The organism is Streptomyces sp. NPDC042201, from assembly GCF_055582185.1.
This window is the reverse complement of record NZ_JBVJDS010000007.1, coordinates 49,818-74,966: the sequence shown is the minus strand read 5'-3', so window position 1 is coordinate 74,966 and position 25,149 is coordinate 49,818. Positions and strand designations below refer to the sequence as shown.

The 25,149-nt window shown below is 71.4% G+C and carries 20 protein-coding genes; 2 read left to right on the top strand and 18 right to left on the bottom strand.

Features of this window, described 5'->3' with window-relative positions; translation table 11 throughout:
- Positions 1 to 36: 36 nt before the first annotated feature.
- From ACZ6MZ_RS18485 to ACZ6MZ_RS18455, 7 genes are all read right to left on the bottom strand, one after another.
- Positions 37 to 561 carry a hypothetical protein gene (locus ACZ6MZ_RS18485; RefSeq protein WP_389792557.1) on the bottom strand — a complete coding sequence of 175 codons (525 nt, stop codon included), beginning with the start codon at positions 559 to 561 and terminating at the stop codon, positions 37 to 39.
- Between the two features lie 128 nt (positions 562 to 689).
- Positions 690 to 2,996, bottom strand: coding sequence for a xanthine dehydrogenase family protein molybdopterin-binding subunit (locus ACZ6MZ_RS18480; RefSeq protein ID WP_389792559.1), 2,307 nt, complete (start codon positions 2,994 to 2,996; stop codon positions 690 to 692).
- The gene (locus tag ACZ6MZ_RS18475; protein WP_469353008.1) at positions 2,993 to 4,471 is read right to left on the bottom strand and encodes a (2Fe-2S)-binding protein; all 1,479 of its coding nucleotides are present in this window, start codon (positions 4,469 to 4,471) and stop codon (positions 2,993 to 2,995) included. The genes ACZ6MZ_RS18480 and ACZ6MZ_RS18475 overlap by 4 nt, the downstream gene beginning before the upstream one ends.
- Positions 4,468 to 5,364, bottom strand: coding sequence for an FAD binding domain-containing protein (locus ACZ6MZ_RS18470; protein WP_384192150.1), 897 nt, complete (start codon positions 5,362 to 5,364; stop codon positions 4,468 to 4,470). Before ACZ6MZ_RS18470 ends, ACZ6MZ_RS18475 begins: the two co-directional genes overlap by 4 nt.
- Before the next feature lie 275 nt (positions 5,365 to 5,639).
- Positions 5,640 to 7,334, bottom strand: coding sequence for a beta-N-acetylhexosaminidase (locus ACZ6MZ_RS18465; protein ID WP_469353006.1), 1,695 nt, complete (start codon positions 7,332 to 7,334; stop codon positions 5,640 to 5,642).
- A gap of 219 nt (positions 7,335 to 7,553) precedes the next feature.
- Positions 7,554 to 7,853 carry a DUF3039 domain-containing protein gene (locus tag ACZ6MZ_RS18460; RefSeq protein ID WP_384192144.1) on the bottom strand — a complete coding sequence of 100 codons (300 nt, stop codon included), beginning with the start codon at positions 7,851 to 7,853 and terminating at the stop codon, positions 7,554 to 7,556.
- Between the two features lie 123 nt (positions 7,854 to 7,976).
- On the bottom strand, positions 7,977 to 8,537 hold the full coding sequence (locus ACZ6MZ_RS18455; RefSeq protein WP_384192141.1) for a YqgE/AlgH family protein: 561 nt from the start codon (positions 8,535 to 8,537) through the stop codon (positions 7,977 to 7,979).
- Between the two features lie 266 nt (positions 8,538 to 8,803).
- On the opposite strand from ACZ6MZ_RS18455, the gene murA reads away from it, so the two are divergent.
- On the top strand, positions 8,804 to 10,144 hold the full coding sequence (gene murA, locus ACZ6MZ_RS18450) for a UDP-N-acetylglucosamine 1-carboxyvinyltransferase (protein ID WP_384192138.1): 1,341 nt from the start codon (positions 8,804 to 8,806) through the stop codon (positions 10,142 to 10,144).
- Positions 10,145 to 10,325: 181 nt separating this feature from the next.
- Here murA and ACZ6MZ_RS18445 read toward each other — a convergent pair whose 3' ends face one another.
- The 7 genes from ACZ6MZ_RS18445 to ACZ6MZ_RS18415 form a co-directional block, all read right to left on the bottom strand.
- Complete coding sequence (locus tag ACZ6MZ_RS18445; RefSeq protein WP_004571953.1) at positions 10,326 to 10,607, bottom strand: HU family DNA-binding protein; 282 nt, start codon at positions 10,605 to 10,607, stop codon at positions 10,326 to 10,328.
- A gap of 364 nt (positions 10,608 to 10,971) precedes the next feature.
- Positions 10,972 to 12,387 carry an NAD-dependent malic enzyme gene (locus ACZ6MZ_RS18440; RefSeq protein ID WP_469353002.1) on the bottom strand — a complete coding sequence of 472 codons (1,416 nt, stop codon included), beginning with the start codon at positions 12,385 to 12,387 and terminating at the stop codon, positions 10,972 to 10,974.
- Between the two features lie 363 nt (positions 12,388 to 12,750).
- Positions 12,751 to 15,291 (bottom strand): HelD family protein, encoded by a 2,541-nt coding sequence (locus ACZ6MZ_RS18435; RefSeq protein WP_469353000.1) that lies wholly within the window; start codon positions 15,289 to 15,291, stop codon positions 12,751 to 12,753.
- Between the two features lie 62 nt (positions 15,292 to 15,353).
- Positions 15,354 to 16,178 (bottom strand): anti-sigma factor family protein, encoded by an 825-nt coding sequence (locus ACZ6MZ_RS18430; RefSeq protein ID WP_469352998.1) that lies wholly within the window; start codon positions 16,176 to 16,178, stop codon positions 15,354 to 15,356.
- Positions 16,175 to 16,762, bottom strand: a complete 588-nt coding sequence (locus ACZ6MZ_RS18425; protein WP_384189230.1) for a sigma-70 family RNA polymerase sigma factor — start codon at positions 16,760 to 16,762, stop codon at positions 16,175 to 16,177. The genes ACZ6MZ_RS18430 and ACZ6MZ_RS18425 overlap by 4 nt, the downstream gene beginning before the upstream one ends.
- 182 nt (positions 16,763 to 16,944) lie before the next feature.
- Entirely contained in the window at positions 16,945 to 17,538 is a 594-nt protein-coding gene (locus ACZ6MZ_RS18420; protein WP_469352996.1) for a CGNR zinc finger domain-containing protein, read from the bottom strand.
- Positions 17,539 to 17,668: 130 nt separating this feature from the next.
- Positions 17,669 to 18,199 (bottom strand): GNAT family N-acetyltransferase, encoded by a 531-nt coding sequence (locus ACZ6MZ_RS18415; RefSeq protein ID WP_384189227.1) that lies wholly within the window; start codon positions 18,197 to 18,199, stop codon positions 17,669 to 17,671.
- Positions 18,200 to 18,678: 479 nt separating this feature from the next.
- On the opposite strand from ACZ6MZ_RS18415, the gene ACZ6MZ_RS18410 reads away from it, so the two are divergent.
- Positions 18,679 to 19,734 (top strand): LacI family DNA-binding transcriptional regulator, encoded by a 1,056-nt coding sequence (locus ACZ6MZ_RS18410; protein WP_469352994.1) that lies wholly within the window; start codon positions 18,679 to 18,681, stop codon positions 19,732 to 19,734.
- A 16-nt stretch (positions 19,735 to 19,750) separates the two neighbouring features.
- On the opposite strand, the gene ACZ6MZ_RS18405 is transcribed toward ACZ6MZ_RS18410, so the two are convergent.
- From ACZ6MZ_RS18405 to ACZ6MZ_RS18390, 4 genes are all read right to left on the bottom strand, one after another.
- Positions 19,751 to 21,010: an acyltransferase family protein gene (locus ACZ6MZ_RS18405; protein ID WP_469352992.1), complete on the bottom strand. Its 1,260-nt coding sequence runs from the start codon at positions 21,008 to 21,010 to the stop codon at positions 19,751 to 19,753.
- On the bottom strand, positions 21,007 to 23,130 hold the full coding sequence (locus ACZ6MZ_RS18400; protein WP_469353332.1) for a bifunctional polysaccharide deacetylase/glycosyltransferase family 2 protein: 2,124 nt from the start codon (positions 23,128 to 23,130) through the stop codon (positions 21,007 to 21,009). The genes ACZ6MZ_RS18405 and ACZ6MZ_RS18400 overlap by 4 nt, the downstream gene beginning before the upstream one ends.
- A gap of 66 nt (positions 23,131 to 23,196) precedes the next feature.
- On the bottom strand, positions 23,197 to 23,913 hold the full coding sequence (locus tag ACZ6MZ_RS18395) for a hypothetical protein (RefSeq protein ID WP_469352990.1): 717 nt from the start codon (positions 23,911 to 23,913) through the stop codon (positions 23,197 to 23,199).
- 191 nt (positions 23,914 to 24,104) lie between these two features.
- Entirely contained in the window at positions 24,105 to 25,070 is a 966-nt protein-coding gene (locus ACZ6MZ_RS18390; protein WP_469352988.1) for a LysR family transcriptional regulator, read from the bottom strand.
- Positions 25,071 to 25,149 lie beyond the last annotated feature (79 nt).

Below are 25,149 nucleotides of genomic sequence, written 5' to 3'. Positions count from 1 at the left end.
ACCCATGTCAGATCATCCCCGTGTACGCCCGCTGGTTCATCCGTAACCGCCGCTCGTGCCGCCGTCGCCCGTGCCGCCGTCGCCCGACCGGCTCTCCGGTGCGGGGGCGTTGGCCGTGCCGTCGCCGCCCCTGGCCGCGTGCGGATCGCGGTCCTTGTCGTAGTGGGCCTCGATCTCGGCGTTCAGCGTGCGCATGCGCCGGAGGATGTCCTCGTCGAGGCTGTCGTAGTCCTGTCCCGAGGCACGCACAGCGAGCTGCATGCTCTCTATCTGCAGACCCAGCACCTTGGAAAGGTTCTCGAGTTCATCGTGAACCGTGTTGTACGAGGTGTAGAGGAACTCTGCTTCCCTGAAGCCGCTGCCCCCGAGCTGGGCCCTGGCCAGACGGTCCTGGCCGACCTTGTCGGGGGCCGCTTCGGATGCGTTGAGCTTGGTCAGCAGCTCGTCGATCCGTTTTTTGAAGGAGTCCAGCTCCCCCAGCTCGTAGATGAGGTCCTGGGCAGCCTCAGCCGCCCGGACCACCCCACCCCAGAGCCATCCCGCCCCGTTGTCCTCCGCCATTGCTGCCTCCCCGTCGCACATGGCTGCAGAGGTCATCTTATCGAGCGCCGGTGACACTCCGCATCCCCGCGCTTGCACGTGCAATGGGGCGGAGTGCGGCTGGGTGGGGCTCAATGAAGCTGGCAGTACTACGAGTTGGCGGCTGCCACCGCTGCCTGGGGGCGGATCGGGAGGCGGCTGATGGGGCGGCCGGTGGCTGCGCGGACCGCTGAGGCGACTGCCGCGGGGGAGGCGACCACGGGGGCCGCGCTGGCCGGTTTGGCGCCGAAGGGGGCTACCACGTCGCGCTCTTCCACGAGTTTCACGATGCGAATGTCCGGGGCGTCCAGGGATGTCGGGAGGGCGTAGCCCGTGAGGTCGGGGCGGCGGACCAGGCCGCGGGTGGTGCGGAGGTTCTCCGTCAGGGCCGTGCCGATGCCCTGGGTGATGCCCGCCTGGATACGGGTGGCCAGCTGGGCCGGGTTGAGGACACGGCCGACGTCCTGGGCCACGGCCATCTCGACGACCCGGATCGAGCCGAGCTCGATGTCGACGTCGACGACCGCGCGGATCGCGCAGAAGGCGAGGCCGACGAAGGCGTCGCCCTGGCCCGACTCGTCGAGGGGCTCGGTGGGGTGGGGGCGGCACTGGGCCGTCGCCCAGAGTTCCTTGCCGTCCATCGCCTCCGTGACCGTCGTGGACAGCACACCGTCGTACGAGGTGATCTTGCCGTCGGTGATCTGGAGCAGCTCGGTGGACATCCCGAACTTGTGGGCCAGCGGCTGCAGCAGCTGCGTACGGACCATCTTCGCCGCCCGCTCGACCGCGCCGCCGGAGACCCAGGTGTGGCGGCCGTGGGCGGCCGGGCCCGCCGGGGGCTGGTCCGTGTCGACCGAGGCGACGTGGACCTCTTCGATGCCCAGCGTCTCCTGCACGATCTGGCGGGCGAGGGTGGAGAAGCCCTGGCCGGTCTCGACGGCGGCGCAGATGACCGTGGCCACGCCGTCGTGGACCTTGACGGTGGCGGTGGAGACCTCGTCGGCGCCCTCGGCGCCGAGCATGTGGACCATGCCGACGGCGTAGCCGACGCCTCGGCGTACCGCGCCCGGCTCGCCCGCGCCCTCGGGGCCGCCGGGCAGCAGCCAGGCCGCCTCCGGGGTGTCCTTGGGGAGCGGGGGCAGCGGGAAGTCGCGTACGGAGCGGAGCAGTTCCGCCACCGGCGCCGGGCAGGTCACGGTCTGGCTGGTGGGAAGGATGTCGCCGGTGGCGAGGACGTTACGGAGGCGCAGTTCGGCGGGGTCGATGCCGAGCTTGGCGGCCAGTTTGTCCATCTGGCCCTCGTACGCCGCGCACACCTGCATCGCGCCCTCGCCCCGGACATGACCCGAGGGCGGGTTGTTGGTGCGTACGGCCCAGCCCTCGATGAAGGCGTGCGGGACGACGTACGGGCCGCAGGCGAAGGCCACCGCCGCCGCGAGGGACTCGGACGAGTCGTCCGCGTACGCGCCCGCGTCCAGCAGGATCTGGGCCTCGACCTTGACCAGCCGGCCTTCGGTGTCCGCGTGGTGGCGGTAGCGCAGCAGCGTGGGGTGGCGGTGGGCGTGGCCGAGGAAGGACTCCTCGCGGGTCGCGGCCAGTTTGACCGGGCAGCCGGTGCGCAGGGCGAGCAGGCCCAGCGGGATCTGGAAGCCCGGGTCCTCGCGGTCGCCGGTGGCGCCGGGGACGCCGGTGACGACGACCTTCACCCGGTCGGGGTCGAGGCCGAAGCAGGCGGCGGCCAGATCACGGTCGGTGTGGGGGTCGGTGGAGGCGGTGTAGATCTCGACGCCACCGTCGGGTCTCGGCACGGCGAGGCCGGCCTCGGCGCCGATGGGAGCGGGGTCCTGGCGGCCGATGCGGTACAGCCCCTCCACGATCACTTCGCCCGCGATCTCCGGATCGCCGTAGCGCAGCGGGATATGGCGGATCAGGTTGCCGTCGGGGTGCAGCGGCTCGGCGGCGAACGCCTTCTCGGGGTCCGTGACCGGGTCGAGTACCTCGTACTCGACGGCGATGGCGGCCGCGGCGAGCCGGGCCGTGTCGGGGTGGTCGGCGGCGACCGCGGCAATCGCCTCGCCGTGGTGGCGTACGACCTCCGAGGCGAAGACGGGGCGGTCGGCGATGCGGCGGCCGTACGCCGAGTCGCCCGGGACGTCCTCGTGCGTGACGACGGCCCGTACGCCCGGCATCCCGGCGGCGGCCGCGGTGTCGATCGAGACGATACGGGCGTGCGGGTGCGGGGACCGCAGGATCGCCGCCCACAGCAGGCCCTCGGCCCACAGGTCGGCGGCGTACGGGAACGTGCCCTCGGTCTTCGCGCGCGCGTCGGCCGGGGCGAGGGATGCGCCGAGGCCGTGCGCCGGCGGCTCCTGCTGGGGGCCGTCGAGCGGGGTCTCGGCGGCCGCGTCGTTGGTCACGCCATGCCTCCGTCGGACGAATGCGGGGGCTGGGCGCTGCCTGCCCCTGGGGGTGCCTGGTGCGGGATTCGGGCTTCCTCGGAGGCGGCTGCCGCGGCCTCCGCGCCGGCCCTGCGTTCGGCGACGACTTCACTCACCGCGTCGAGTACGCCCCGGTAGCCGGAGCAGCGGCAGAGGTTGCCGCAGAGTGCCTGCCGGGTCTCCAGCTCGCTGGGGGCGTGGTTGCCCTCCAGCAGGTCGTGGACGGTCATGGCCATTCCGGGGATACAGAAACCGCACTGCACCGCCCCGCACTTCGCCAGCGCCCGCTGGACGTCGGAGGGTTCGCCGTCGGCGGCCAGGCCCTCGACCGTACGGACCTCGGAACCGGCCGCGGTGGCGGCGGGCACGAGGCAGGAGGCCACGAGCCGGCCGTCGACCTGGATGTTGCAGGCGCCGCACTCGCCCTGGGAGCAGCCGTCCTTGGCGCCGGCGAGGCCGAGGCGCTCGCGCAGCACGTACAGGAGCGACTCGCCGATCCAGGCGTCGGTGACGGGGCGGTCGGCGCCGTTGACGCGCAGGACGTAGGAGCCGGAGGGGTGTTCGGGGCTGTCGTTGCTGCTGGTGAGCGGCTCGGGTTCCGGCTCGGGCTCCGCCTCCGGTACGGGCTCGGCGGCGGCCTCGGGCTCCTCGCCCGGCTCGTGTGCGGCAGCAGGCTCGTGCCCGGCATCAAGATCGTGTACGGCGTCGAGCCCGGCCTCACCGGTCGGATCAGCCGGGTCGGGCGCCCCCGCCTCGGGCTGCCAGGCCGCGTGAGCGCCGTCGGGGACGGGCGGCTCCGCGCCCTCCGGGCCGGTGCCGTCGTCCGGTACGGCGGGCTCGACGGGGGCCGGCTCCTGCGCCCACGGCGCGGCGGCTCCGCCCGGCAGGGTCGTCGGCGGGGCGCCGCCGCCCCACTGGGACGCCAGCATCGAGGTGCTGAACTCGCCCGATTCGTCCGGGAGGTCGCCTTGGGCGACCGGGATGGTCCACTGGCCGGTCAGCTCGGAAGGCCCTCCGGCTCCCTCGGCGCCCCCACCGTGGTCGCCCCCGCCCTGGTCGGCGCCGGTGCCCTGGTCGGAGCCCGTACCCGCGTCGCCGTAGGTCCACTGGCCCGTCATCTGCGGGTCGTAGCCGCGGGGGTCGTACGGAGCCTGGGCCTGCCCCCCGCCGCCCTGCTGCGGGTCCGGCCACTGCACGCCGCCCGCCTGCGGGTGCGGCGCCCAGCCGCCCCCCACGGACGGATCGTTCAGCGCGGGATCAGTCTGCGTCGGGTGCTCGATCTGCGGCGGTACGTATCCGTGCCCCGGCGCGGCCAGCGGCGCGTCGAAGGCGTCCTCCGGGGGCAGCTGTACGAACGCGGTCGACTCGCCGTCGTACTCGCCGCCCTGCGGGATCGGCTGCCAGCCGCCCTGCCCTTGCTGCGCCCCGGAACCGGAATTCTCGTTGGTGGTCACGACAGCGCCCTCCCCAGTGCTCGTCGGGCCAGCGCGGCGACGGTACGCCGCAGATGGAGCACGGCGGGCGCCAGCGGGGGCGCCTCCGCGCCGTCGGCAGGCGGCGCCGGGTCCGGGATACAGGCGGCGGCGACATACTCACCGAAGGCGGCGAGCGCCTCCGCCGTGAGCCCGCGTGCGCCGTCCCAGTCGATCAGCGAGGCGATCCAGCGCTCCGCCTCCAGCGGGCGCAGCGGCATCGGGGCGATGGCGCCGACCGCGCAGCGCACCCCGCGCCGCGCCGGGTCGAGCACGATGGCGACGGACGCGGTGGCGCGGCCGGGTCCGGTCCGCCCGGTCGCCTTGAGGAAGACCTGCGGGGCGTGCAGCAGGGGCACCCGTACGAAACCGATCAGCTCGGCGGGCTCCAGCATCTCCCGGCCGGCCAGCAGGTGCGAGACGGGAATCTCACGGCGCGCGCCGCCGGGGCCGGCGATCACCAGGTCGGCCTCCAGGGCCGCCAGCACGGGCAGGGCGTCCCCGGTCGGGGCGGCGGTGGCGATATTGCCGCCGAGCGTCCCGGCGTTCCGGATCTGGGGCGGACCGGCGGCCCGCGCGGACGCGGCGAGCGCGGGGATGAGGGCCGCGAAGTCGGGTCTGCCCATGCGCGCGTGGGTGAGACCGGCGCCGAGGAGGGCGTGACCGTCCTGGTAGTGCCAGCCGCGCAATTCACTGATCCGGGCGAGGCCGACGAGTCCCGCGGGCCGCAGCTGGCCCTTGTTGACGGCCGCCATCAGATCGGTTCCGCCCGCGACGGGCACGGCGGCAGGCATCGCGGTGAGCGCCGCCACAGCCTCGTCGAGCGAGGCCGGCAGAGTCACGAACTGCGCCGTCTGCGGTGCGTGCGTGGTCAACCCAGCTGCCCCTTTCCGGAGTCCCGGCTGTCCGCCTGTGTTGCCGTACCGTACGTGCTCACAGCCCGGACGTGGCAACTCTGGCACATCTTCCGCGCCGTCCGCCGCGAGGGTCCACGAAGGACGTATCCGTCCCCGACCAGGGGGAAGGTCCGGTTTCGCACCTCTTCGCCGTCACATACGGAATGCCACCCTTCGGCGGTCCTTGTACGACTTATCCTCGGACCACCACGGTGCCAGGGACACGGCCGCGGGGCACACACCTCACGCCGGGCTCACACGTTCGGGGGCGCCCCCTCGATCGGACGTCCGAGGCTGGCGTCGACTCCATCGGGGGCGGGACGCCGCTGCCAGGGCAACGGGCCGCCGGGCGGCCGGTATCCGACGCCGAGGGCGTCCAGCCGCCCGTAGTGCTCGGCCATGCGCTGCTCGAAATCGGCGAAGTCCCGTTCGGCGGGGGCCGGGAGGGTCGACCAGGCGACCTCGGCGAACGCGGCCAGCCGCGGGAAGACCTGGTAGTCGACCCGGGAGCTGTCCTGCATCACCTCGGTCCAGACGTTGACCTGGGTGCCGAGGACATGGGCCGCCTCCTCGGCGCTGAGCTGCGGCGGTACGGGCTCGAAGCGGTAGACGTCCTCCAGGGTGCGGACGTATCCGATGGGCATCGGCTCGTCCTCGCCCGCCGCCTGACGGTGGTCCAGATACACCTGCTGCTCGGGGCACATGACGACGTCGTGGCCGGCCTTGGCGGCGGCGATCCCGCCCCGGTAGCCGCGCCATGACGAGACGGCGGCGCCGGGCGCCAGGCCGCCTTCGAGGATCTCGTCCCAGCCGATGAGGCGTCGTCCGCGCGCGGTGAGCCAGCTGTCGAAGTGCCGGATGAACCAGGACTGGAGCCCGTCCTCGTCGGCCAAACCCTGTTCCTTGATGCGGGCTTGCGCGGTCGGGGACTCCTTCCACTGGTCCTTGAGGCATTCGTCCCCGCCGACATGGATGAACGTGGAGGGAAAGAGTCCGAGGAGTTCCTCGAACACGTCCTCGTAGAAGCGCAGGGTGTGGTCGGTGGGGGCGAGTACGTTCGCGTTGATGCCCCAGGTGTCCCAGACGGTGAGGGAGGCCGTGTCCACGACATCGGTGTTGCCGAGCTCCGGGTATGCGGCGATGGCCGCCTGCGAATGGCCCGGGATGTCGATTTCGGGGACGACGGTGATGTGCCGCTCGGCGGCGTACGCGACGATCTCGCGAATGTCGTCCTGGGTGTAGTAACCGCCGTGCGGTTTCTCGTCCCACAGTTCGGTGGCGCGGTGGCCCCATTTGGTGCGTGAGCGCCAGGCGCCGACTTCCGTCAGTTTCGGGTGGCGCTTGATCTCGACCCGCCAGCCCTGGTCGTCGGTGAGATGGAAGTGAAAGACATTCAGCTTGTGGGCGGCGAGCAGGTCCAGATAGCGCAGGACGCCGTCCTTGGGCATGAAGTGGCGTGCCACGTCGAGCATCAGGCCCCGCCAGGCGAAGCGGGGCGCGTCCTCGATGACGGTCATCGGTACGGTCCACTCCCGCCCGGAACCGACCGGGGCCTTCCGGTACGCGTCGGGACCGAGCAGCTGACGGAGAGTCTGCGCGCCCCAGAAGACCCCGGCCGCGCTGCCGCCGTCGATGCGGATCGCGTAGGCGTCGACGGTGAGCCGGTAGCCCTCGGGGCCCAACTCCCTTTCGACGGCGTCGCTGATCTCCAGGACGATCAGGTTGTCGCCACCGACGCCGCCCCCGTCGGCGCCGTACACATCCGCACCGCCCCCGTCGGCGCTGTCCGCGAACGGCAGGCCGGTCGCGGCCCCGACGGCCGTACGGAGCCAGCGGGCGACGCCCTCCGTGCCGGGGTGCGCCTCGATCCGGGTGTCGCTGTCGAGCGGGAACGGGCCCGCTCCTGGCTGCTCCGGCCACGCCCGCCGGGGGTCCGGGATCAGGTCCATCTCGTCCGTCCTTGGCGTTGAAGTGCCGCGACCGGGGCCGCGATTCCAGGAGAGCGCTTCATCCGAGCACGTCCGGAACACGCCGACAAGTGGTCTCAACCACTCTGTGACCGCGCACAGCACTCCACGGACCGCGAACGGCACTCCACGCAACGCGAACGGCCTCCGGGACGCGCGGCACACGCGCGTCCCGGAGGCCGTCCGACGGAGGACCAGCCGCTACTTCTTGCTGCTGTCCTTACCGCCCTTGTCCTTGCCCTTGTCCCCACCGGGGCCCATGGACTCGTAGATCTCCTTGCACATCGGGCAGACCGGATACTTCTTGGGGTCGCGCCCCGGTACCCAGACCTTCCCGCACAGTGCCACCACGGGAGTGCCGTCGAGGGCGCTCGCCATGATCTTGTCCTTCTGGACGTAGTGGGCGAAGCGCTCGTGGTCACCGTCGCCGTTCGACACCTGTGGTGTCGGCTCCACGAGGGTGCCCGTACCTGCCCCGCGCTCGGGCTCAAGAGTGCTCATAAGCGCCAAGGGTACCCACGCTCGGGGCCTCGCGGAGTCCCTGGGTCCGTGCACTCCGGAGCCATCCGCTCACGCATCGCGCCGACACGCCGTGTACGCCCCGCCCCGGGGCCGGCCGAGCGGTCAGTTGAGCGAGGGATCGTCCGGATATGTCGCGACCATGGCCAGCTCGCTGCGCTGCCGGCGCAGCACCGCCCGCCACAGGCTCTCCGGCCGCGGCGACGACACATCGCCCGGCTCCGACTCGACGACGTACCAGGCCCCTTCGCGCAGCTCGTCCTCCAGCTGGCCGGGCCCCCAGCCCGCGTATCCGGCGAAGATCCGCAGCGAGCCGAGCGCCCGCGCGAGCAGCTCCGGCGGCGTCTCCAGATCGACGAGGCCGATCGCGCCGTACACCCTGCGCCAGCCCAGCGGCCCTTCGTCGCCCGGGATGACGGCGAGACCGAGCGCCGAGTCGAGCGAGACGGGACCGCCCTGGAAGACCACCCCGGGCTCCCCCGCCAACTCCCCCCAGGGCTCCAGGATGTCCTCAACACCCACCGGGGTCGGCCTGTTGAGGACCACGCCGAGGGAACCCTCGTCGTCGTGATCGAGCAGCAGGACCACCGCGCGAGCGAAATTCGGGTCGGTGAGGGCGGGTGTCGCGACAAGCAGCCGCCCTGTGAGCGAGGACACCTCGGTCATGCGAGACATGATCTCGCATATTCGGCTTCCGCGGGGAGGGCCCGGCAGAGTGGGTGTGCGCGCAGCTCAGGGCGCACTGCGGCAGCGGGAGCGCACGGCTGGGCGGACCGGGGGACGGTGACCCTGTGCGAGGAATGCTCCACCGTGCGTGGCGCGGCGGGTTCTTTTCCAAGTCCGGTGGCCCCCAGGCCTTACGGGACAGGGGCTCCGGGCCCTTACCCTTTGATGATTGGCCACCTGCCCGCCCACTCCGGAACGCGAGATTCATGACCGGCACAGACGATGTAATGCTTGTCCACGGCGGAACCCCGCTGGAGGGCGAGATCCGCGTCCGCGGCGCGAAGAACCTGGTGCCGAAGGCCATGGTCGCCGCGCTGCTCGGCAGCGGACCGAGCCGGCTGCGCAATGTGCCGGACATCCGTGACGTACGGGTGGTCCGGGGACTGCTGCAGCTGCACGGAGTGACCGTCCGCCCCGGCGACGAACCGGGCGAGCTGATCCTCGACCCGACGCACGTCGAGAGTGCCAACGTCGCTGACATCGATGCCCACGCGGGCTCGTCGCGCATCCCGATCCTCTTCTGCGGACCGCTGCTGCACCGGCTCGGTCATGCCTTCATCCCGGGTCTGGGCGGCTGTGACATCGGCGGCCGGCCGATCGACTTCCACTTCGACGTGCTGCGCCAGTTCGGCGCGACGATCGAGAAGCGGGCGGACGGCCAGTACCTGGAAGCCCCGCAGCGGCTGCGCGGCACCAAGATCCGGCTGCCGTACCCGTCGGTCGGCTCGACGGAGCAGGTGCTGCTGACGGCCGTACTGGCCGAGGGCGTCACCGAACTGTCGAACGCCGCGGTGGAACCGGAGATCGAGGACCTCATCTGCGTACTGCAGAAGATGGGCGCGATGATCTCCATGGACACCGACCGGACGATACGGATCACCGGTGTCGACCGGCTCGACGGTTATACGCACCGGGCGCTCCCGGACCGTCTGGAGGCCGCTTCCTGGGCCTCGGCGGCGCTGGCCACCGAGGGCAACATCTATGTCCGCGGCGCGCAGCAGCGGTCGATGATGACCTTCCTCAACACCTACCGCAAGGTCGGCGGCGCCTTCGAGATCGACGACAAGGGCATCCGCTTCTGGCATCCGGGCGGCTCGCTCAACGCCATCGCGCTGGAGACGGACGTGCACCCCGGCTTCCAGACCGACTGGCAGCAGCCGCTGGTGGTGGCCCTGACCCAGGCCTCGGGCCTCTCCATCGTCCACGAGACGGTGTACGAGTCGCGGCTCGGGTTCACCTCCGCGCTCAACCAGATGGGCGCGCACATCCAGCTCTACCGGGAGTGCCTGGGCGGCTCGGACTGCCGCTTCGGCCAGCGCAACTTCCTGCACTCGGCGGTCGTGTCGGGTCCGACGCGGCTCCAGGGCGCGGATCTGGTCATCCCCGACCTGCGGGGCGGTTTCTCGTATCTGATCGCGGCGCTGGCGGCGCAGGGCACGTCCCGCGTGCACGGCATCGATCTGATCAACCGTGGCTACGAGAACTTCATGGACAAGCTCATCGAGCTGGGCGCGAAGGTCGAGCTGCCGGGCGGCGCACTCGTCTGACCTGCCCTGACCTGTCTGCGACCGGTGCACGGCCCGGATCGGCCCGCTGATGGCCCCGCTCCCCGGAGCGGGGCCATCAGGCGTCTCCAGGCGCCCCTGGAGACGCCTGATGGACGCACGTAGATACATCAGGGGCGGCCACCCGGTCCGGGTGGCCGCCCCTGTGCTGTGCCTATGGGTCTTACTTGCCCTTGGCGGCTTCCTTGAGCTTGGAGCCCGCGGAGACCTTCACGCTGTAGCCGGCCGGGATCTGGATCGGGTCGCCGGTCTGCGGGTTACGAGCGGTGCGAGCGGCACGGTGGGTGCGCTCGAAGGTCAGGAAGCCGGGGATGGTGACCTTCTCGTCGCCCTTGGCGACGACCTCGCCGACGGTCTCGGCGAGAGCGGCCAGCACGGCGTCGGCGTCCTTGCGAGTCACCTCGGCACGGTCGGCCAGGGCGGCCACCAGCTCACTGCGGTTCATGTTGTTACTCCCGTGTTCTTCTTGCCTGTAAGGCGTGAGATCGAAGCCGATGCTGCCAGGGCCCTCGGACAGTCCCCGGACCCGGGTCTGCTGACAGACCCTCGCGCCCGAATACGCATCCTGCCCCCACCAGCGGCGGGAAAGCCAATCCGGCACCCTCCGGAGTCACACGAAAAGCGCCACTGCCTCGTCGTCGTGACGTTCCGTCGACTCTGTGGAGACTCCTTGGAGCCTGGGGCCCTGAACCCCCCGGAGGCCCTGAAAACCTCCCTGGAGCGGGTGGGCTCATGGTCCGCCACCCTAGAGGGGCCCGTGGGGCCCGGCGAATCGCGACGCGCCGGGCGTCAGACGGACGTGGGGGCCGTCACACCGTCGCGCCGGCCGCCTTGGCGGCGCCGCGCACAGCGCCCGCCACCGCGCCCGCGACCTTGTCGTTGAAGACCGAGGGAACGATGTAGTTCGGGTTGAGCTCGTCCTCCGTGACGACATCCGCGAGGGCGGCCGCCGCGGCGAGCATCATTTCCGTGTTCACCGTACGGGACTGGGCGTCCAGCAGCCCGCGGAAGACACCGGGGAAGACCAGCACATTGTTGATCTGGTTGGGGAAGTCGGAGCGGCCTGTGGCCACAACTGCCGCCGTCTCGCGGGCGATCGTCGGGTCGACCTCCGGGTCCGGGTTCGCGAGCGCGAAGACGATCGCTCCCTCCGCCATGGCCGCCACATCGTCGCCGTCGAGCACGTTCGGGGCGGAGACACCGATGAAGACGTCCGCGTCGACCACGGCCTCCTTCAGCGTGCCCGTGACGCCCTCGGGGTTGGTGTTGTCGGCGATCCAGCGCAGCGGCGACTCGGGGGCGGCCTCGACCAGGTCCGCGCGGCCCGCGTGCACCACACCGTGGATGTCGGCGACCACCGCGTGCTTGACGCCCGCCGCGATCAGCAGCTTGAGGATGGCCGTACCGGCCGCGCCGGCGCCGGACATGACGACGCGTACGTCTCCGATGGCCTTGTCCACCACGCGCAGCGCGTTGGTCAGGGCCGCGAGCACCACGATCGCGGTGCCGTGCTGGTCGTCGTGGAAGACCGGGATGTCCAGGGCCTCACGCAGCCGCGCCTCGATCTCGAAGCAGCGGGGGGCGGAGATGTCTTCCAGGTTGATGCCCGCGAAGCCGGGGGCGATGGCCTTGACGATCTCGACGATGGCGTCGGTGTCCTGGGTGTCCAGGCAGATCGGCCAGGCGTCGATACCGGCGAAGCGCTTGAACAGGGCCGCCTTGCCCTCCATCACCGGCAGCGCCGCCATGGGGCCGATGTTGCCCAGGCCCAGCACGGCGGAGCCGTCCGTCACGACCGCGACGGAGTTGCGCTTGATGGTGAGACGCCGGGCGTCCTCGGGGTTCTCCGCGATGGCCATGCAGACCCGGGCCACGCCCGGGGTGTAGATCATCGAGAGATCGTCACGGTTGCGGATGGGGTGCTTGGACTGCATCTCGATCTTGCCGCCGAGGTGCATCAGGAACGTACGGTCGGAGACCTTGCCGAGGACGACGCCCTCGATCTCCCGCAGCTCCTTGACGATCTCATCCGCGTGCCCGGTGGAGGAGGCGGCGATCGTGACGTCGATCCGGAGCTTCTCGTGGCCGGAGGCGGTCACGTCCAGACCGGTCACTGAGCCGCCGGAGGATTCCACGGCCGTGGTCAGCTGAGAGACCGCGGTACCGCTCGCGGGCACCTCCAGCCTGACCGTCATCGAGTACGAGACGCTGGGCGCCGTTGCCATGACCGAGTTCCTCTTCTTTCCCTAGCCGCATTGCCGCCCCGCCCGGCCCTCGTCCCGGCGGTGCCATCCGATGGTCGCACCTACCTGCGGGTAGCAGGTAAAGGCGGGTACCTTCGGAAGGTTTATTCCGCCAGGCGAGAAACACTAGCAGCGGTGCGCGCAACGGAAACAGGTCCCCACCGTTGCTGGTGAGGACCTGCTTCCGTACAGAAAAGGTGGCACCGACCCGCCATGCTCGCCTCGCGGCAAGTGGTCGCTCGAAGCGACTAAGGTTGGGCCCGGGGGCTTGGATCGAGCCGGTGCCAACACCAGGCTAACAAACCACCCCGGTAAGCGATTCCCGCATCGCGAGTTGACTCGGAATCAATCCCGGAGCAGGTCCGGTACTCCCTCCGCGTCCGGCTCGTCCCGGGCCGCCGAGACCACCGTGAGCTGCTGCGTCGCCCGGGTCAGCGCCACGTACAGCAGACGGAGACCGGCCGGCGACTCGTCCGCGATCTCCGCCGGGGAGACCACGACCGTCGCGTCGTACTCCAGCCCCTTGGCCTCCAGGCTGCCGAGCGCCACCACCCGTTCGCCGAGCCCGGCCAGCCAGCGCGCCGCTTGCTCGCGCCGGTTCATGGCGACGACGACACCAACGGTGCCGTCCACCCGCTCCAGCAGCCGCCGCGCCTCCGCCTGTACGGTCCCGGCGAGATCCCCGTCCTGTACGACCCGGAACCGGGGCCGCACGCCGGTGGAGCGCACCGCCCTCGGGGACTCCATGCCGGGCATGGCGAGCGCCAGGACCTTCGCCGCCAGCTCGGCGATCTCGGCCGGGTTGCGGTAGTTCACGGTCAGGGTGAAGCGGCGGCGCGGGCGGGTGCCGAGCGCCTCGTCACGGGCCTCCGCCGCCTCGTCCGGGTCCGACCAGGACGACTGCGCGGCGTCGCCGACGACCGTCCAGGTGGCGTGCCGGCCGCGGCGGCCGACCATCCGCCACTGCATGGGCGTCAGGTCCTGCGCCTCGTCGACGATGACGTGCGCGTACTCGGTACGCTCCGCCGCCAGCCGCTCGGCCCGCTCACGCTGCGACTCCTCGCGCTGCGGCATCAGCTCCTCCAGACCGGTGAGCTGGTCCAGCGGGTCGAGCTCACGCCGCTTCCTGGGCCGCGGCGGCGAGCCGAGCAGCGTCTCCAGCTCGTCCAGCAGCGCCACGTCGTGCACGGAGAGCGGGCCCTTGCCTTCGGGGCCGAGCCGCTTGAGCGAGCGGGCCAGGCGCCGGGTCTCGCCCTGGTTGAGGACACGGCGGGACCAGCGGCCGAGGCGCCGCTCGTCGGCCATCGCGGCGAGCACCCCGCGCGGGGTCAGCTCGGGCCACCAGGCGTTCAGGAACTCCAGGAAGCTGTCCTCGGACGTGATGTCGTCGTCGAAGCCGCCGCGCAGCTCGGCGGCCAGCTCGGCGTCTCCCTTCGACACGTACTCGCCGGCCCGCGCGGCGGCGCCGGACTTCGACCAGAGGGCGTCCAGGAGCAGTCTTCTGGCCCGTGGGCGCAGCAGGTTGACGGGTGCGGTGCCGCTGAGGACGGAGTGCCGGATGCGGTGGAGCTCTTCGGCCTCCAGCTCCAGCCTGCGGCCGAAGGCGACGACCCGGAGCCGGTCGGCCGGTACAGGCCCGGCGGGCGTGTCATCGCGACCGCCACCCGGCGTCCCCGTTCCCGTTCCCGATCCCGTTCCCGACGCCTCGTCGTCGCCGAAGGCCAGCTGGCCCGGCTGCCCCGCCTGACCTGACCGGCCCGCCTGATGCCTGCCCCGTCCGCCCCGTCCTCCCCGGTTCCCGGCGGCCGTCGTGGCCCCTTCCAGCGCGCCCCTGGACGCGTTGCGCAGCACCTTCAGCATCCGCGCCGAGCCCTTCACACGGGCCACGGCCGGTTCGTCGTACGCCGTGGCCTCCGCGCCGTCCACCAGCGACCCCACGGCGCGGATGGCGACCTGCCCCTCCTCGCCCAGCGAGGGCAGCACGCCTTCCGTGTACGCGACGAGCAGCGGCGTCGGCGAGACGACCAGGATGCCGCCCGCGTAGCGCCGCCGGTCCTGGTAGAGCAGATACGCGGCGCGGTGCAGCGCGACCGCGGTCTTGCCCGTGCCAGGACCGCCCATCACCTCGGTGACGGAGGCCGCGGGGGCCCTGATCACCAGGTCCTGCTCCGCCTGGATGGAGGAGACGATGTCCCGCATCGTGTGACTGCGGGCCTGGCCGAGCGCGGCCATCAGCGCGCCGTCACCGATGACGGCCAGCGGAACGCCGTCCAGCGACGCGGTCAGCTCCGGGCGCATCAGGTCGTCCTCGACCCCGAGGGCCTTGCGGCCCTTGGAGCGGATCACCCGCCGGCGTACGACCCGGCCGGGGTCCACCGGCGTGGCCCGGTAGAAGGGCGCGGCGGCGGGCGCGCGCCAGTCGATGACCAGCGGCGAGTAGTCGGAGTCGAGGACCCCGATCCGGCCGATGTGCAGTGTCTCGGCGATATCGGCCGTGCGGTCGGCCCTGATGGCGTCGTCGGCGGGTTCCACTGAGGTGTACGCGCCGTCCGGGCCCTTCTTTCCGTCCTTCCCGGGCAGCAGATCGATCCGTCCGAAGAGGAAGTCCTCGAACTCGTTGTTGAGCCGGTTGAGATGGATCCCGGCCCGGAAAACCTGGGCGTCGCGCTCGGCGAGGGCTCCGGGTGTGCCGACCTGCCCCCGTTTGGCGGCGTCGTTCATCAGGAACTCCGCCTCGTGGATCTTCTCCTCGAGGCGGCGGTACACCTGGTTCAGATGGTGCTGTTCGACGCCGATCTCGCGTGCGCGTACGGAGTCGTGCTCCGTGTCGCGTACGGGATCGACGGCGGGTCCAGCGGTTTCAACAGCGGCATCCTGCGCGGCCACCGAGGCCCCCTTCATGACGTGCATCGGGCAGCCGTCAACCGTACGCGAAGGGGGCGGGTATGTCAGGCGCCGACCTCCACCAGTCGCTTGCCGTCGAACGTACGGACCTCGAAGTGATCGATCTCGTTGCTCTCCATGGCTGTACCGCCGTGGACGTACAGCGGACTCTTGGACACCTTGTGCGGGCTGTCGGCGATGCCGTACCCCCATGCGGGCACCGACCAGGAGGTGACGACCTCCTCCTCGCCGGTCTTGGAGACGGCGACCAGGCTGCATTTGAGCGGACCCTTGACGTTCTTCAGCTCCAGGACCGTGTGCGTCCCCCAGCCCTTCGGCTCCATCCCGATGGTCGCACTGACCTTCGTGGTGGCGTCGGTGGCCCGGACCTTCTCCGCCATGTGGTTGAAGAAGGCGTCCTCGGCCGGGCTGGTGGGGTGCGGCTCCGCCGTGACCTCATTGGCGGTGCCGCCGTCGCCCGAGGAGGCGACATAGGCCACCGCGGGTCCGCCGATGATCAGCGCCGCGGCCGCCGCGACCAGGTACATCCCCCGGCGCTTGCGCTGGGCGCGTTTGACGGCGACCTCGTCGACCAGCCGGTCGAGCAGCCGTGGACTCGGCTGTACGGAGACGGCGGGCGTCGGCAGCTGCGCGAAGGGCGTGGCGGACGGGCCGGGACCGGCGAAGGGGGCCGGGTTGTCCGCCAGCATGGCCAGCATCGGCTCCATCCCGGAGAACTCCTCCAGACGGACGGCGCACAGCGGGCAGCCGGCGAGATGCTCCTCGAAGGCGGTGGCTTCGGCATCGTCGAGAATGCCGAGGACATACGCACCGACGGCATCATGCACAGTACTTTCGTCGCCCAGTCCGTACTGCTCGTGCGTGGTCATGCCGAGACCCCCCTCTCCTCCAGCGCGAGCTTCATGGAACGCAGTGCGTAGAACACCCGTGAACGCACGGTCCCGCTGGGTATGCCGAGCGTCTCGGCCGCCTCATTGACCGTACGTCCCTTGAAGTACGTCTCTACGAGCACTTCCCGGTGGGCAGGGGTCAAATCGTCGAGCGCATCAGAGAGCGTCATCAGCCACAGCGCCTTGTCGATCTCGTCCTCCGCGGGCATGACCTCCAGCGGCGACGGATCGACCTCCTGCGGCCGGGCCTGCCGGCTGCGGTGGCCGTCGATGACGATACGCCGGGCGACCGTCACCAGCCAGGGTCGGACAGAGCCGGTGGCCCGGTTGAGCTGACCGGCGTTCTTCCAGGCACGGATGAGCGTCTCCTGCACGACATCCTCGGCCCGCTGGCGGTCGCCCGCGACGAGACGCAGTACATAGGCGAGCAGCGGTCCGGCGTGCTCCCGGTACAGGGCGCGCATCAATTCCTCGTCGGGAGGCGAGAGGTTGGTGCGCGGTGCCTCGCTCCGGTGCCGGGCACGGTGAGGACGGTCATCGGCCACGGCCGCATCCTTGCGCACCTGAACCTCCCGGTCGAGACCTTCATGGCTGCTTCTCCCCCATCACTACGGAAGATCGGCAGCGGGCACTCAACGGCCGGGGAAAAACTTTCAGATCTTTCGCCACGGCCGGCCACACGGCCGCACGGCCCGGGGGCTCAGGGATCCGGACTCACGGCCGCACGGCCGCCCGGCCTCCGGGCTCAGGCGCGGGCGAGGGCCACCCGGCGGCGGTGTCTGGCGACCCGCTCGCGGTTGCCGCACACCTCGCTGGAGCACCAGCGGCGCCGCCGCCCCCGCGAGGTGTCCAGATACACCCGGCGGCAGCTGTCGCCCTCGCACTGCCGCAGCCGGGCCCGCGCGGCCGGGTCGGTGAGCAGCTCCACCGCGTCCCTGGCGACCACGGCCAGCAGCGCGTCGCACTCGGGCTCGGTGCTCAGCGCCCGTACGAGATCACCGTCCTCGCCCCGTACGGCCCTGATCCCCGGTGGCGCCCCCGCGGCCAGCGCGTTGACGCGCTCCAGGGCGGCGGCCGCGTCCCGGCCGTCGATCTCGGCGCGTACCAGCTGGCCCACGCCGTCACGGAGTGCGGCGAAGGACCGCACCCAGCGGGCGTCGACCGCGGCGAGCGGAGTGCCTTGCGGCACCAGTCCGGCCCCGATCAGCCAATGGCCGAGCGGTACGGCATCGTCGAGCTGTTCCCGCCCTCTGGTGGTCGGTTCTCCGGTGGCCACCAGATCCAGGCAGACCCGCCCGGAGTCGAACCGCCACTCGTACGAGCCCATGCCCGCCGTCATGTGCCTGTCACCGCCTCGGGTTCACCGGTGCGTGCCGTTCTCCTCAGAGTGCCCGCCCCGGGGCCCGGCCGGAACCCCTGCTACCGGTGCCACTGCCCGCACAGGGGCCCGGACTGGGCCCGCACAGGGCCTAAGGCGCGGCGTTCGGCGGGCCGTCGTGCAGGATGCGCTGGAAGAGATAGACGTCGCGCCACTCCCCGTCGATGTGCGAATAGCGCGGCGCGGTGCCGATCAGCTCGAAGCCGCATTTACGCAGAACCGCCTGCGACGCGCCGTTGGCGAGCACCGTGGCCGCCTCGACGCGGTGCAGGCCCAGGTCGTCGCGGGCCGCGCGGCATGCCTCCTCGACGGCGCGGGTCGCCAGGCCGCGGCCGGTGTACGCGGCATCTGTCCAGTAGCCGACATGCGCGTTGCGGAAGTGCCCGAGGGCGATGCCGGAGAGCGTCGCCTCGCCGACGATGCGCCCGCCGTCGGCGAGATGCCAGCGCCGGACGGACGGATCGGCGAGCCGGTTGGCCTGGGCCCGCGGGGTGAAGAAGTCGGCGGGACGGTACGGCTCCCAGGGGCGCATATGTTCGCGATTGCGGACGAATGCCTCGGCGACGAGTTCGGCGTCGTCCGGGGTCGCGGGCCGGAGGCGGATGGAGGAGTCGTTGGCCATCTCCGTACCGTACCGACGCGATCGGGCCCCGGCCCCGGCGGTCCCCGTGGCCCGGGGCCCCGGTGAGACGTAACAGCGTTCAGGCGCCGGTCCGTTGGGCGCGCGGCAGAGAAACCCGGCGTCGTCGGCGGGCGGTACAATCCGCAGCACGGGGGCGTGGACGACGGAGCCGCCGCGGCGCCGGAGCAGGGCGCCCGGGCCCGCGAAGATCCGCCGGACAGGGCCTGGCTCGTCGGCCCGCCGGGCGGCCGTGATCCCGATCGTGAAGGTCGTGCCCAGGTCCCTCGTCCCGCTCACTCACGCCGGACGGGATCGTCATCGCCGGGGCTCGGTTCGCCGGGATTGCCCCGCTGCTCCGCACCGTTCCCGCAAGCGGCGAAAAACCATGGCACGAACCGTTTTCCCGCATGAAACCCTGAACTGGCGCGGCCGGCAAGGGATGTGGCGGCTCGGACGGCACCCAGAGACGGAGACGACTGATGGCACGTACGACGACGTCCGGTGGGCGCGGGGACAGGCCGGCCACGCTGGCACTGGTCGCCCAGCGGGCGGGAGTATCGCCTCAGACGGTGTCCAACGCGCTCAACTCCCCCGACCTGCTGGCCCCGCTGACCCTGGAGCGGGTCCGCAGGGCCATCACCGAGCTGGACTACCGGCCTCACCAGGCCGCCCGCTCCCTGCGCACCCGGTCCAGCCGGCTGATCGGTTACGGCGTCCAGGCGGCGGTCGACGCGGTGTCGGGGCCGGTGATGGAGCACTTCCTGCACGCGTTCTCGGACTCGGCGAACCAGACCGGATACCGGGTCCTGCTCTTCGCCGCGCCCGCCCACACCGAGGACGAACCCGACTGCTACGCCGAGCTGTTACGCGAACAGTCGGTGGACGCCTTCGTCCTGAGCAACACCCACCGCGGCGACCCCCGCCCCGGCTGGCTGCACAAGCGCGGTATCCCCTTCGTCGCGTTCGGCCGCCCCTGGTCGGCCCGCTCCGTCGGGGACTGGGTGGACGTCGACGGCGCCCATGGGACCGCGGCCGCCGTCGACCATCTCGTCGGCCTCGGCCACCGCAGGATCGCCTTCCTCGGCTGGCCCCGCGGCTCCGGCGTCGGCGACGACCGGGCGCTGGGCTGGCGCGAGGCGATGCGCCGGCACGGTCTGTCCGTGCGTGACCTGCGGGTCACCGCGCTGGACGACGTCGACGCGGCCCGGGACGCGGTCGGACCGCTCCTCCCGAAGGGCATCACGGCGGTGGTGGCGGCCAGCGACACCCTCGCCCTCGGCTGCTACCGGGCGCTGCGGGACAGCGGCCGGACACCAGGACAGGACGTCGCCGTCGTCGGCTTCGACGACTCCTCCGCCGCCGCGCTGCTCTCCCCCGGCCTGAGCAGTCTCCGGCAGCCCCTGGACGAGGTCGGCCGGGCCTGTACCCGGCTTGTCCTCAGCCGGATAAAGGATCCGCAAGGAGCCCCGGAACACGTCCTGCTGACACCCGAGCTGATCGTCCGGGAGAGTTCCGCGCACGCGGTCCAGCCGTGATCCCCACGCCGGCGCGTCAGCGCGTGTGCGAGCCCGCCGCCCGTGGCCTCGCGGGGGTCGAGCCGTTCGGCCACAGGCGCGGCCGGCGCTGGGCCGCCACGTCCTCGACCCAGCCCACGGCAAGGATCATCAGGGCGATCAGTGGCCAGACGAAGACCAGGGTCAGGAGGGAGTACGACGCGTCCAGCTCCGCCGAGAAGGCGTCTATCCCGGGGATGTTCCAGAGCTGGTCGATGAGCGGAACCGTCGCCATGATCAGCAGGTTGTGCCAGAGATAGATCGTCACGGCACGGTTGTTGGCGAGGGTGATCACCGAGTCGTACGTCGCCAGCCTGCCGGGAAGTCTCTGCCAGGACGGGGAGTACTGGAGCAGGATCGCGACGAAGCCCAGCGACCAGGTCGCCTCGGCGAGCGGGATCTCGTCGAAGTTCCACCCCTCCGGGCCGAGATGGCCGGAGGCCCACCACAGGCCGAAGGCCATGGAGAAGGCGGCCAGCGAGACGGTGAGGTAGCGCGGGATCTTCTGGAACATCCCGTCGTTGTGGGCGAAGCCGAGCACCCAGCAGGCGCCGTAGACCGCGAAGTCGGTCAGCGCGAGCCCCGCCTCGCCGGGGACCTCCACCAGGCCCGTGCCGATGACGGCGGTGAGGGCGACGGGGAAGGCCAGCGTCGCCCACGGGACCTTACGGAAGGCCCAGAGGAGGAGCGGTGAGGCGAGGACGAACCAGAGGTAGGCGCGGATGTACCAGAGCGGTCCTGCCGCCTGGTCCGCCCAGGACTGGTCCAGCCAGCCGCCCGGGTCACCGCTCTCGAAGGGGTACGGCGGGGCGCCGAACGGGACGAGGTAGTTGGCCAGTTTGATGAACCACCACTGGCCCTCCTCCCTGGCCGGCTGCCAGCCCAGCACGAACATCAGCGGCACGATGACGAGCGCGAAGGCCCACATCGGGGGCAGCAGCCGCCGCAGCCGGCCGCGGATGACGCTCGCGCCCGACCGCCGCGAGAGCGACCGGGCCATCAGCGATCCGGCCAGCGCGAACATCACGCCCATGGAGGGGAAGAGGATCGTCAGCCAGGCCCAGCCGAAAATATGGAAGATCACGACACGCACCAGCGCGACGGCCCGCAGCAGATCCAGATAGCGGTCCCGGCCGGGCCTGGCGGGCGCGTCGCCCGGGGCCGCGGCGGCCGGTGCGGGATCCGGCCGGGCCGGCCCGGAGGCCGCCTTGTGTCTGGCCCGGGGGACGCCCCCGGTGCCAGCGGGATGAGTGGTCACGCCACGGGCCTCCGATCGGTGCCGCGTCCGCGCGGGCTCGGAATCGAGCCGGGCGCCCCCACCACGCCGGTACGGCGCAGCTTCTGCCAGCGCAGCCGGCCGCCGGTGAGCGCGGTGATCCAGGACTGGAGCAGCACCACATACATGAGCTGCCGGTAGAGGATCTGCTGGAGGGGCAGCGAGATCAGATGGGTCATCCGCTCGCGGTCGAGCCGGAAGGCGTACGCGGCGCAGACGGCCTGGATCAGCAGGACGCCCAGCCAGGCGACGACGGTCTTCTGGGTGGGGCCGAAGACCAGGCCGTACAGCAGGAATACGTCGATCAGCGGGGCCAGCAGCGGCGCCAGCACCATGAAGAGCGAGACCAGCGGCAGACCGACGCGGCCGAAGCGGCCGGACGGGCCGCGTTCGATGAGCGCGCGGCGGTGCTTCCAGATCGCCTGCATCGTGCCGTAGCTCCAGCGGTAGCGCTGGGACCACAGCTGCTGCACGGACTCCGGGGCCTCGGTCCAGGCGCGGGCGCGCTCCGCGTACACGACACGCCAGCCGTCGCGGTGCATGGCCATGGTGATGTCGGTGTCCTCGGCGAGGGTGTCCTCGCTCATGCCGCCGACCCGGTCCAGTGCCTGGCGCCGGAAGGCACCGACCGCGCCCGGGATGGTGGGCATGCAGCGGAGCATGTCGTACATCCGCCGGTCGAGGTTGAAGCCCATCACGTACTCGATGTGCTGCCAGGCCCCGATGAGGGTGTCGCGGTTGCCGACCTTGGCGTTGCCCGCGACCGCGCCGACGCGCGGATCGCCGAAGGGCTGTACCAGCTCACGCACGGTGGACGGCTCGAAGACGGTGTCGCCGTCCATCATCACGACCAGGTCGTGACGGGCGTGCGCGATGCCGTTGTTGAGGGCGGCGGGCTTGCCGGAGTTCGGCTGCCGTACGACATGGACGTTCGGCAGCCAGAGCTCCTCGACGATGTCGGCGGTCCCGTCGGTCGAGCCGTCGTCGATGACGATGACCTCGATCGGATGGTCACTGGCCATCAGCGAGCGCACGGTGTTGGCGATGCACTCGCGTTCGTTGTACGCGGGCACCAGCACCGTCGCCGGTTCGGTGACGGGCGGGCCCCAGCGGAAGCCGCGGCGGCGCACCTTGCGCGCGTGCGCGAAGGAGAGCAGCAGCATCAGGCCGAACCGTACGAAGACCAGCACGCCGATGACGGAGAGCCCGACGACCAGGGCGCCGGTGATGGTGTCCGAGAGGGCGACGGCGCCGACCCATGCCTTGCCCTTCCAGAGGTTCGTGCCGGTGACCGGTGTGTGGGCGCTGGGGGCGCCGAGTGCCTCGGTGAGGTTGGCGAACTCGTACCCCTTGTTCTGCATCTTCGGCAGGAAGTGGCCGAGCGCGGCGACGGTCTGCGAGCGGTCGCCACCGGAGTCGTGCATCAGCACGATCGCGCCCTTGCCGTCCTTCGGGCTGGCGTTACGGCTGATCGCGCCGACCCCGGGGCGCTTCCAGTCCTCGCTGTCGGTGGTGTCGAGCACCGTGATGTAGCCGAGGCTGCCGAGGTACTGGGCGACCGGCCAGGACTTGTTGTCCATCGCGTCGGCGAACGAGGAGTACGGCGGCCGGAAGAGGGACGTCCTGATCCCGGCCGCGCCCGCCAGCGCCAGCTGGTTCTGCGAGAGCTCCCAGTCGATCCTGGACTTGGTCTGGTACGAGAGGTCGGGGTGGTTGAAGGTGTGCAGGCCGACCTCGTGGCCCTCGTCCACCATCCGCTTCACCAGAGCCGGGTAGCGGGAGGCCATCGTGCCGGTGACGAAGAAGACGCCGTGGGCGTCGTACTCCTTCAGCTTGTCGAGGACCTTGGGGGTCCACACCGGATCGGGGCCGTCGTCGAAGGTCAGGACGAGCTTGTGGTCCGGGATGCTCAGCGACTTGGCGGGGGCCGAGCCCCGCGCGTCGATGACCGGGCCGCCGCCGAGTATCCGGTCCGGCACCTCGTCGGTGGCGGCCGCGGGACGGACGCGGTGGTCGGCGAGGATCTCACTGTGCACATAGCCGCGCAGCATCAGCATCGCGAGCAGGGCGACCAGGATGAGCGAGGGCAGCAGGTAGCGCATGGGCAGCCTGCGCCGCCTGACGAGCCCGCCGGTGCGCGGACGGGCCCGTCTGCCTGAGGAAGTCATCTAGGGTGCGCCTTCCACGGCCATCGGCCGGCCGCCTTGTTGTGCGGACGGAAGCTCGGCGGAAGGGCTCGGATCGGTGGTCGGGGAGCCCGAATCGACGGGCGGATCCGGCTGCTGCGGCTCGCCGCCCGTGCCGCCCGTGGTGCCGGGATCCCCGCCCGGGTCGGAGCCGGGATCGACGGACGTCCCCGGGTCGGGCTTCGTACCGCCCGCGCCGGGCGAGGCCTTGGGCGGTTTCGCCGAGACCGACGTCCCCGGCTCGGGCTCGCCCGAGGCACCCGGGGTGGCGCTGTCCGAAGGCAGCGGGATGACCGCGCCGTTCGCGTCCGTCGCCGTGGGCGTGGGCGCCGACGCACCGGGCGTCACGCTCACGGACACGCTGGTGGTGGGAGCGGGCTGGATCTCGACCGTATCCGGCTTCTTGTCATCCGCGAGACCGGGTATCTGGAGCCAGGGCGCGCTGGAGTTCCCGCCGACCAGGGCGGCCACCAGCGTCATGGCATAGCAGGCACAGGCGATGGCCACGACCCAGCCGGCCCGGCGGAACTTCTTGCTCCGGCGGCCGCTGGCATCGACGAACACGGGGCGGTCCGAACCCTCGGGTCCGGCTTCCCGCGCGGGACCTGACTCCTGCGCGGTACGGGTTCCCGCGGGCAACTCCGAGAGCTGGCGGCCCAGTCCGTCGAGCTCGACGGTGACATCGCTCGGCTCATGCATACGCCCGGTTCGGGCATCTTCTTGCCAATTGTTCACTGCAGCACGCACATCCCCCACCACTGACAGTATTGGGTGCGCATACGGCTGGCCGGATATGCCGTCGACCGGGCCCCCACCCGAACCGAACGCCCCCTACCACACCGCACCCGGACCAAGAATGTAGCGCACGCCGACGACGCCCGAGTTCTGCTTCAGGGGTTGCTGTGCATCAAAGGAGTGACGGTGGTATGAAGCCGGCTCCCGGGCGGACGCTCCAGCCATCCTTCCTCGGCGGCGAGTCCGGCCGCGGCGGCTCGCAGGGCCGCGACTCCAGGGTGATCCGGCCCCTTGCGCCACACCAGGGACAGCGGTGACAGGGGTACGGGGTCGACGAGCGGACGCAGCACCGCGCCCGGCATCGCAGGAAAATCCAGCACGGCGAGCACCGGCGTGCGGTGCTTCTCCATCACCCGCCGGAATTCCTCCGCCCCCACCGCCATCGGCGCCGGCGGGGCCACCTCGATGGAGCGCCCCGCGAAGAGCTGCCGCGCCAGCTCCGTCCACTCCACGGTCCCCGGATTGCCCGCCCCCGCGTACACGTACTCGCCGGCGAGTGCGTCGAGCGTCACCTCGGCGCGCTCGGCCAGGGGGTGGTCGTACGGAAGCAGTACGGCCATCGGCTCGTAGCGCACCAGCTGGCGCGAGAGCCCGGAGCGCAACGCGGGAGCGAGCCCCTCGAAATAGCCGAAGGAGGCATCGAGCCGGCCGGCGAGAATCGCGGCCGCGGCGCCGGTGAGACCGCTCTCGAAGCGGGCCATCAGCTCGTGTCGCGGGGCGAGTTCGCGGGCCCGGGCCAGCACCCGCCCCGACACCATGCCCTCGCTGTTGAGGTCGACGAGCAGCGGTCGCTCCTCGCCCGCGCAGGCGGCCAGCAGCTCGTCCTGGGCCGCCAGCACCCGCCGGGCGTACGGCAGCAGCCGCTCGCCGTCCGCCGTCAGCGTCACCTGCCGGGTGGTCCGTACGAACAGGTCGGCGCCCAGCTCCCGTTCCAGCCGGCGGATGTCACGGCTGAGGGCCTGCTGAGCGATGTACAGCCGGGCGGCGGCACGGGTGAAGTGCAGCTCTTCCGCGGCGGCGGTGAAGGCGCGCAGCAGCCGGGGATCGATGTCTCGGGGCACGCCGTATTCAACCCGGGGACCGCCACGTTTCACAACACGGCCGCGTGAATGGCCACGGATCAGGTGTTGGACCGGGAGC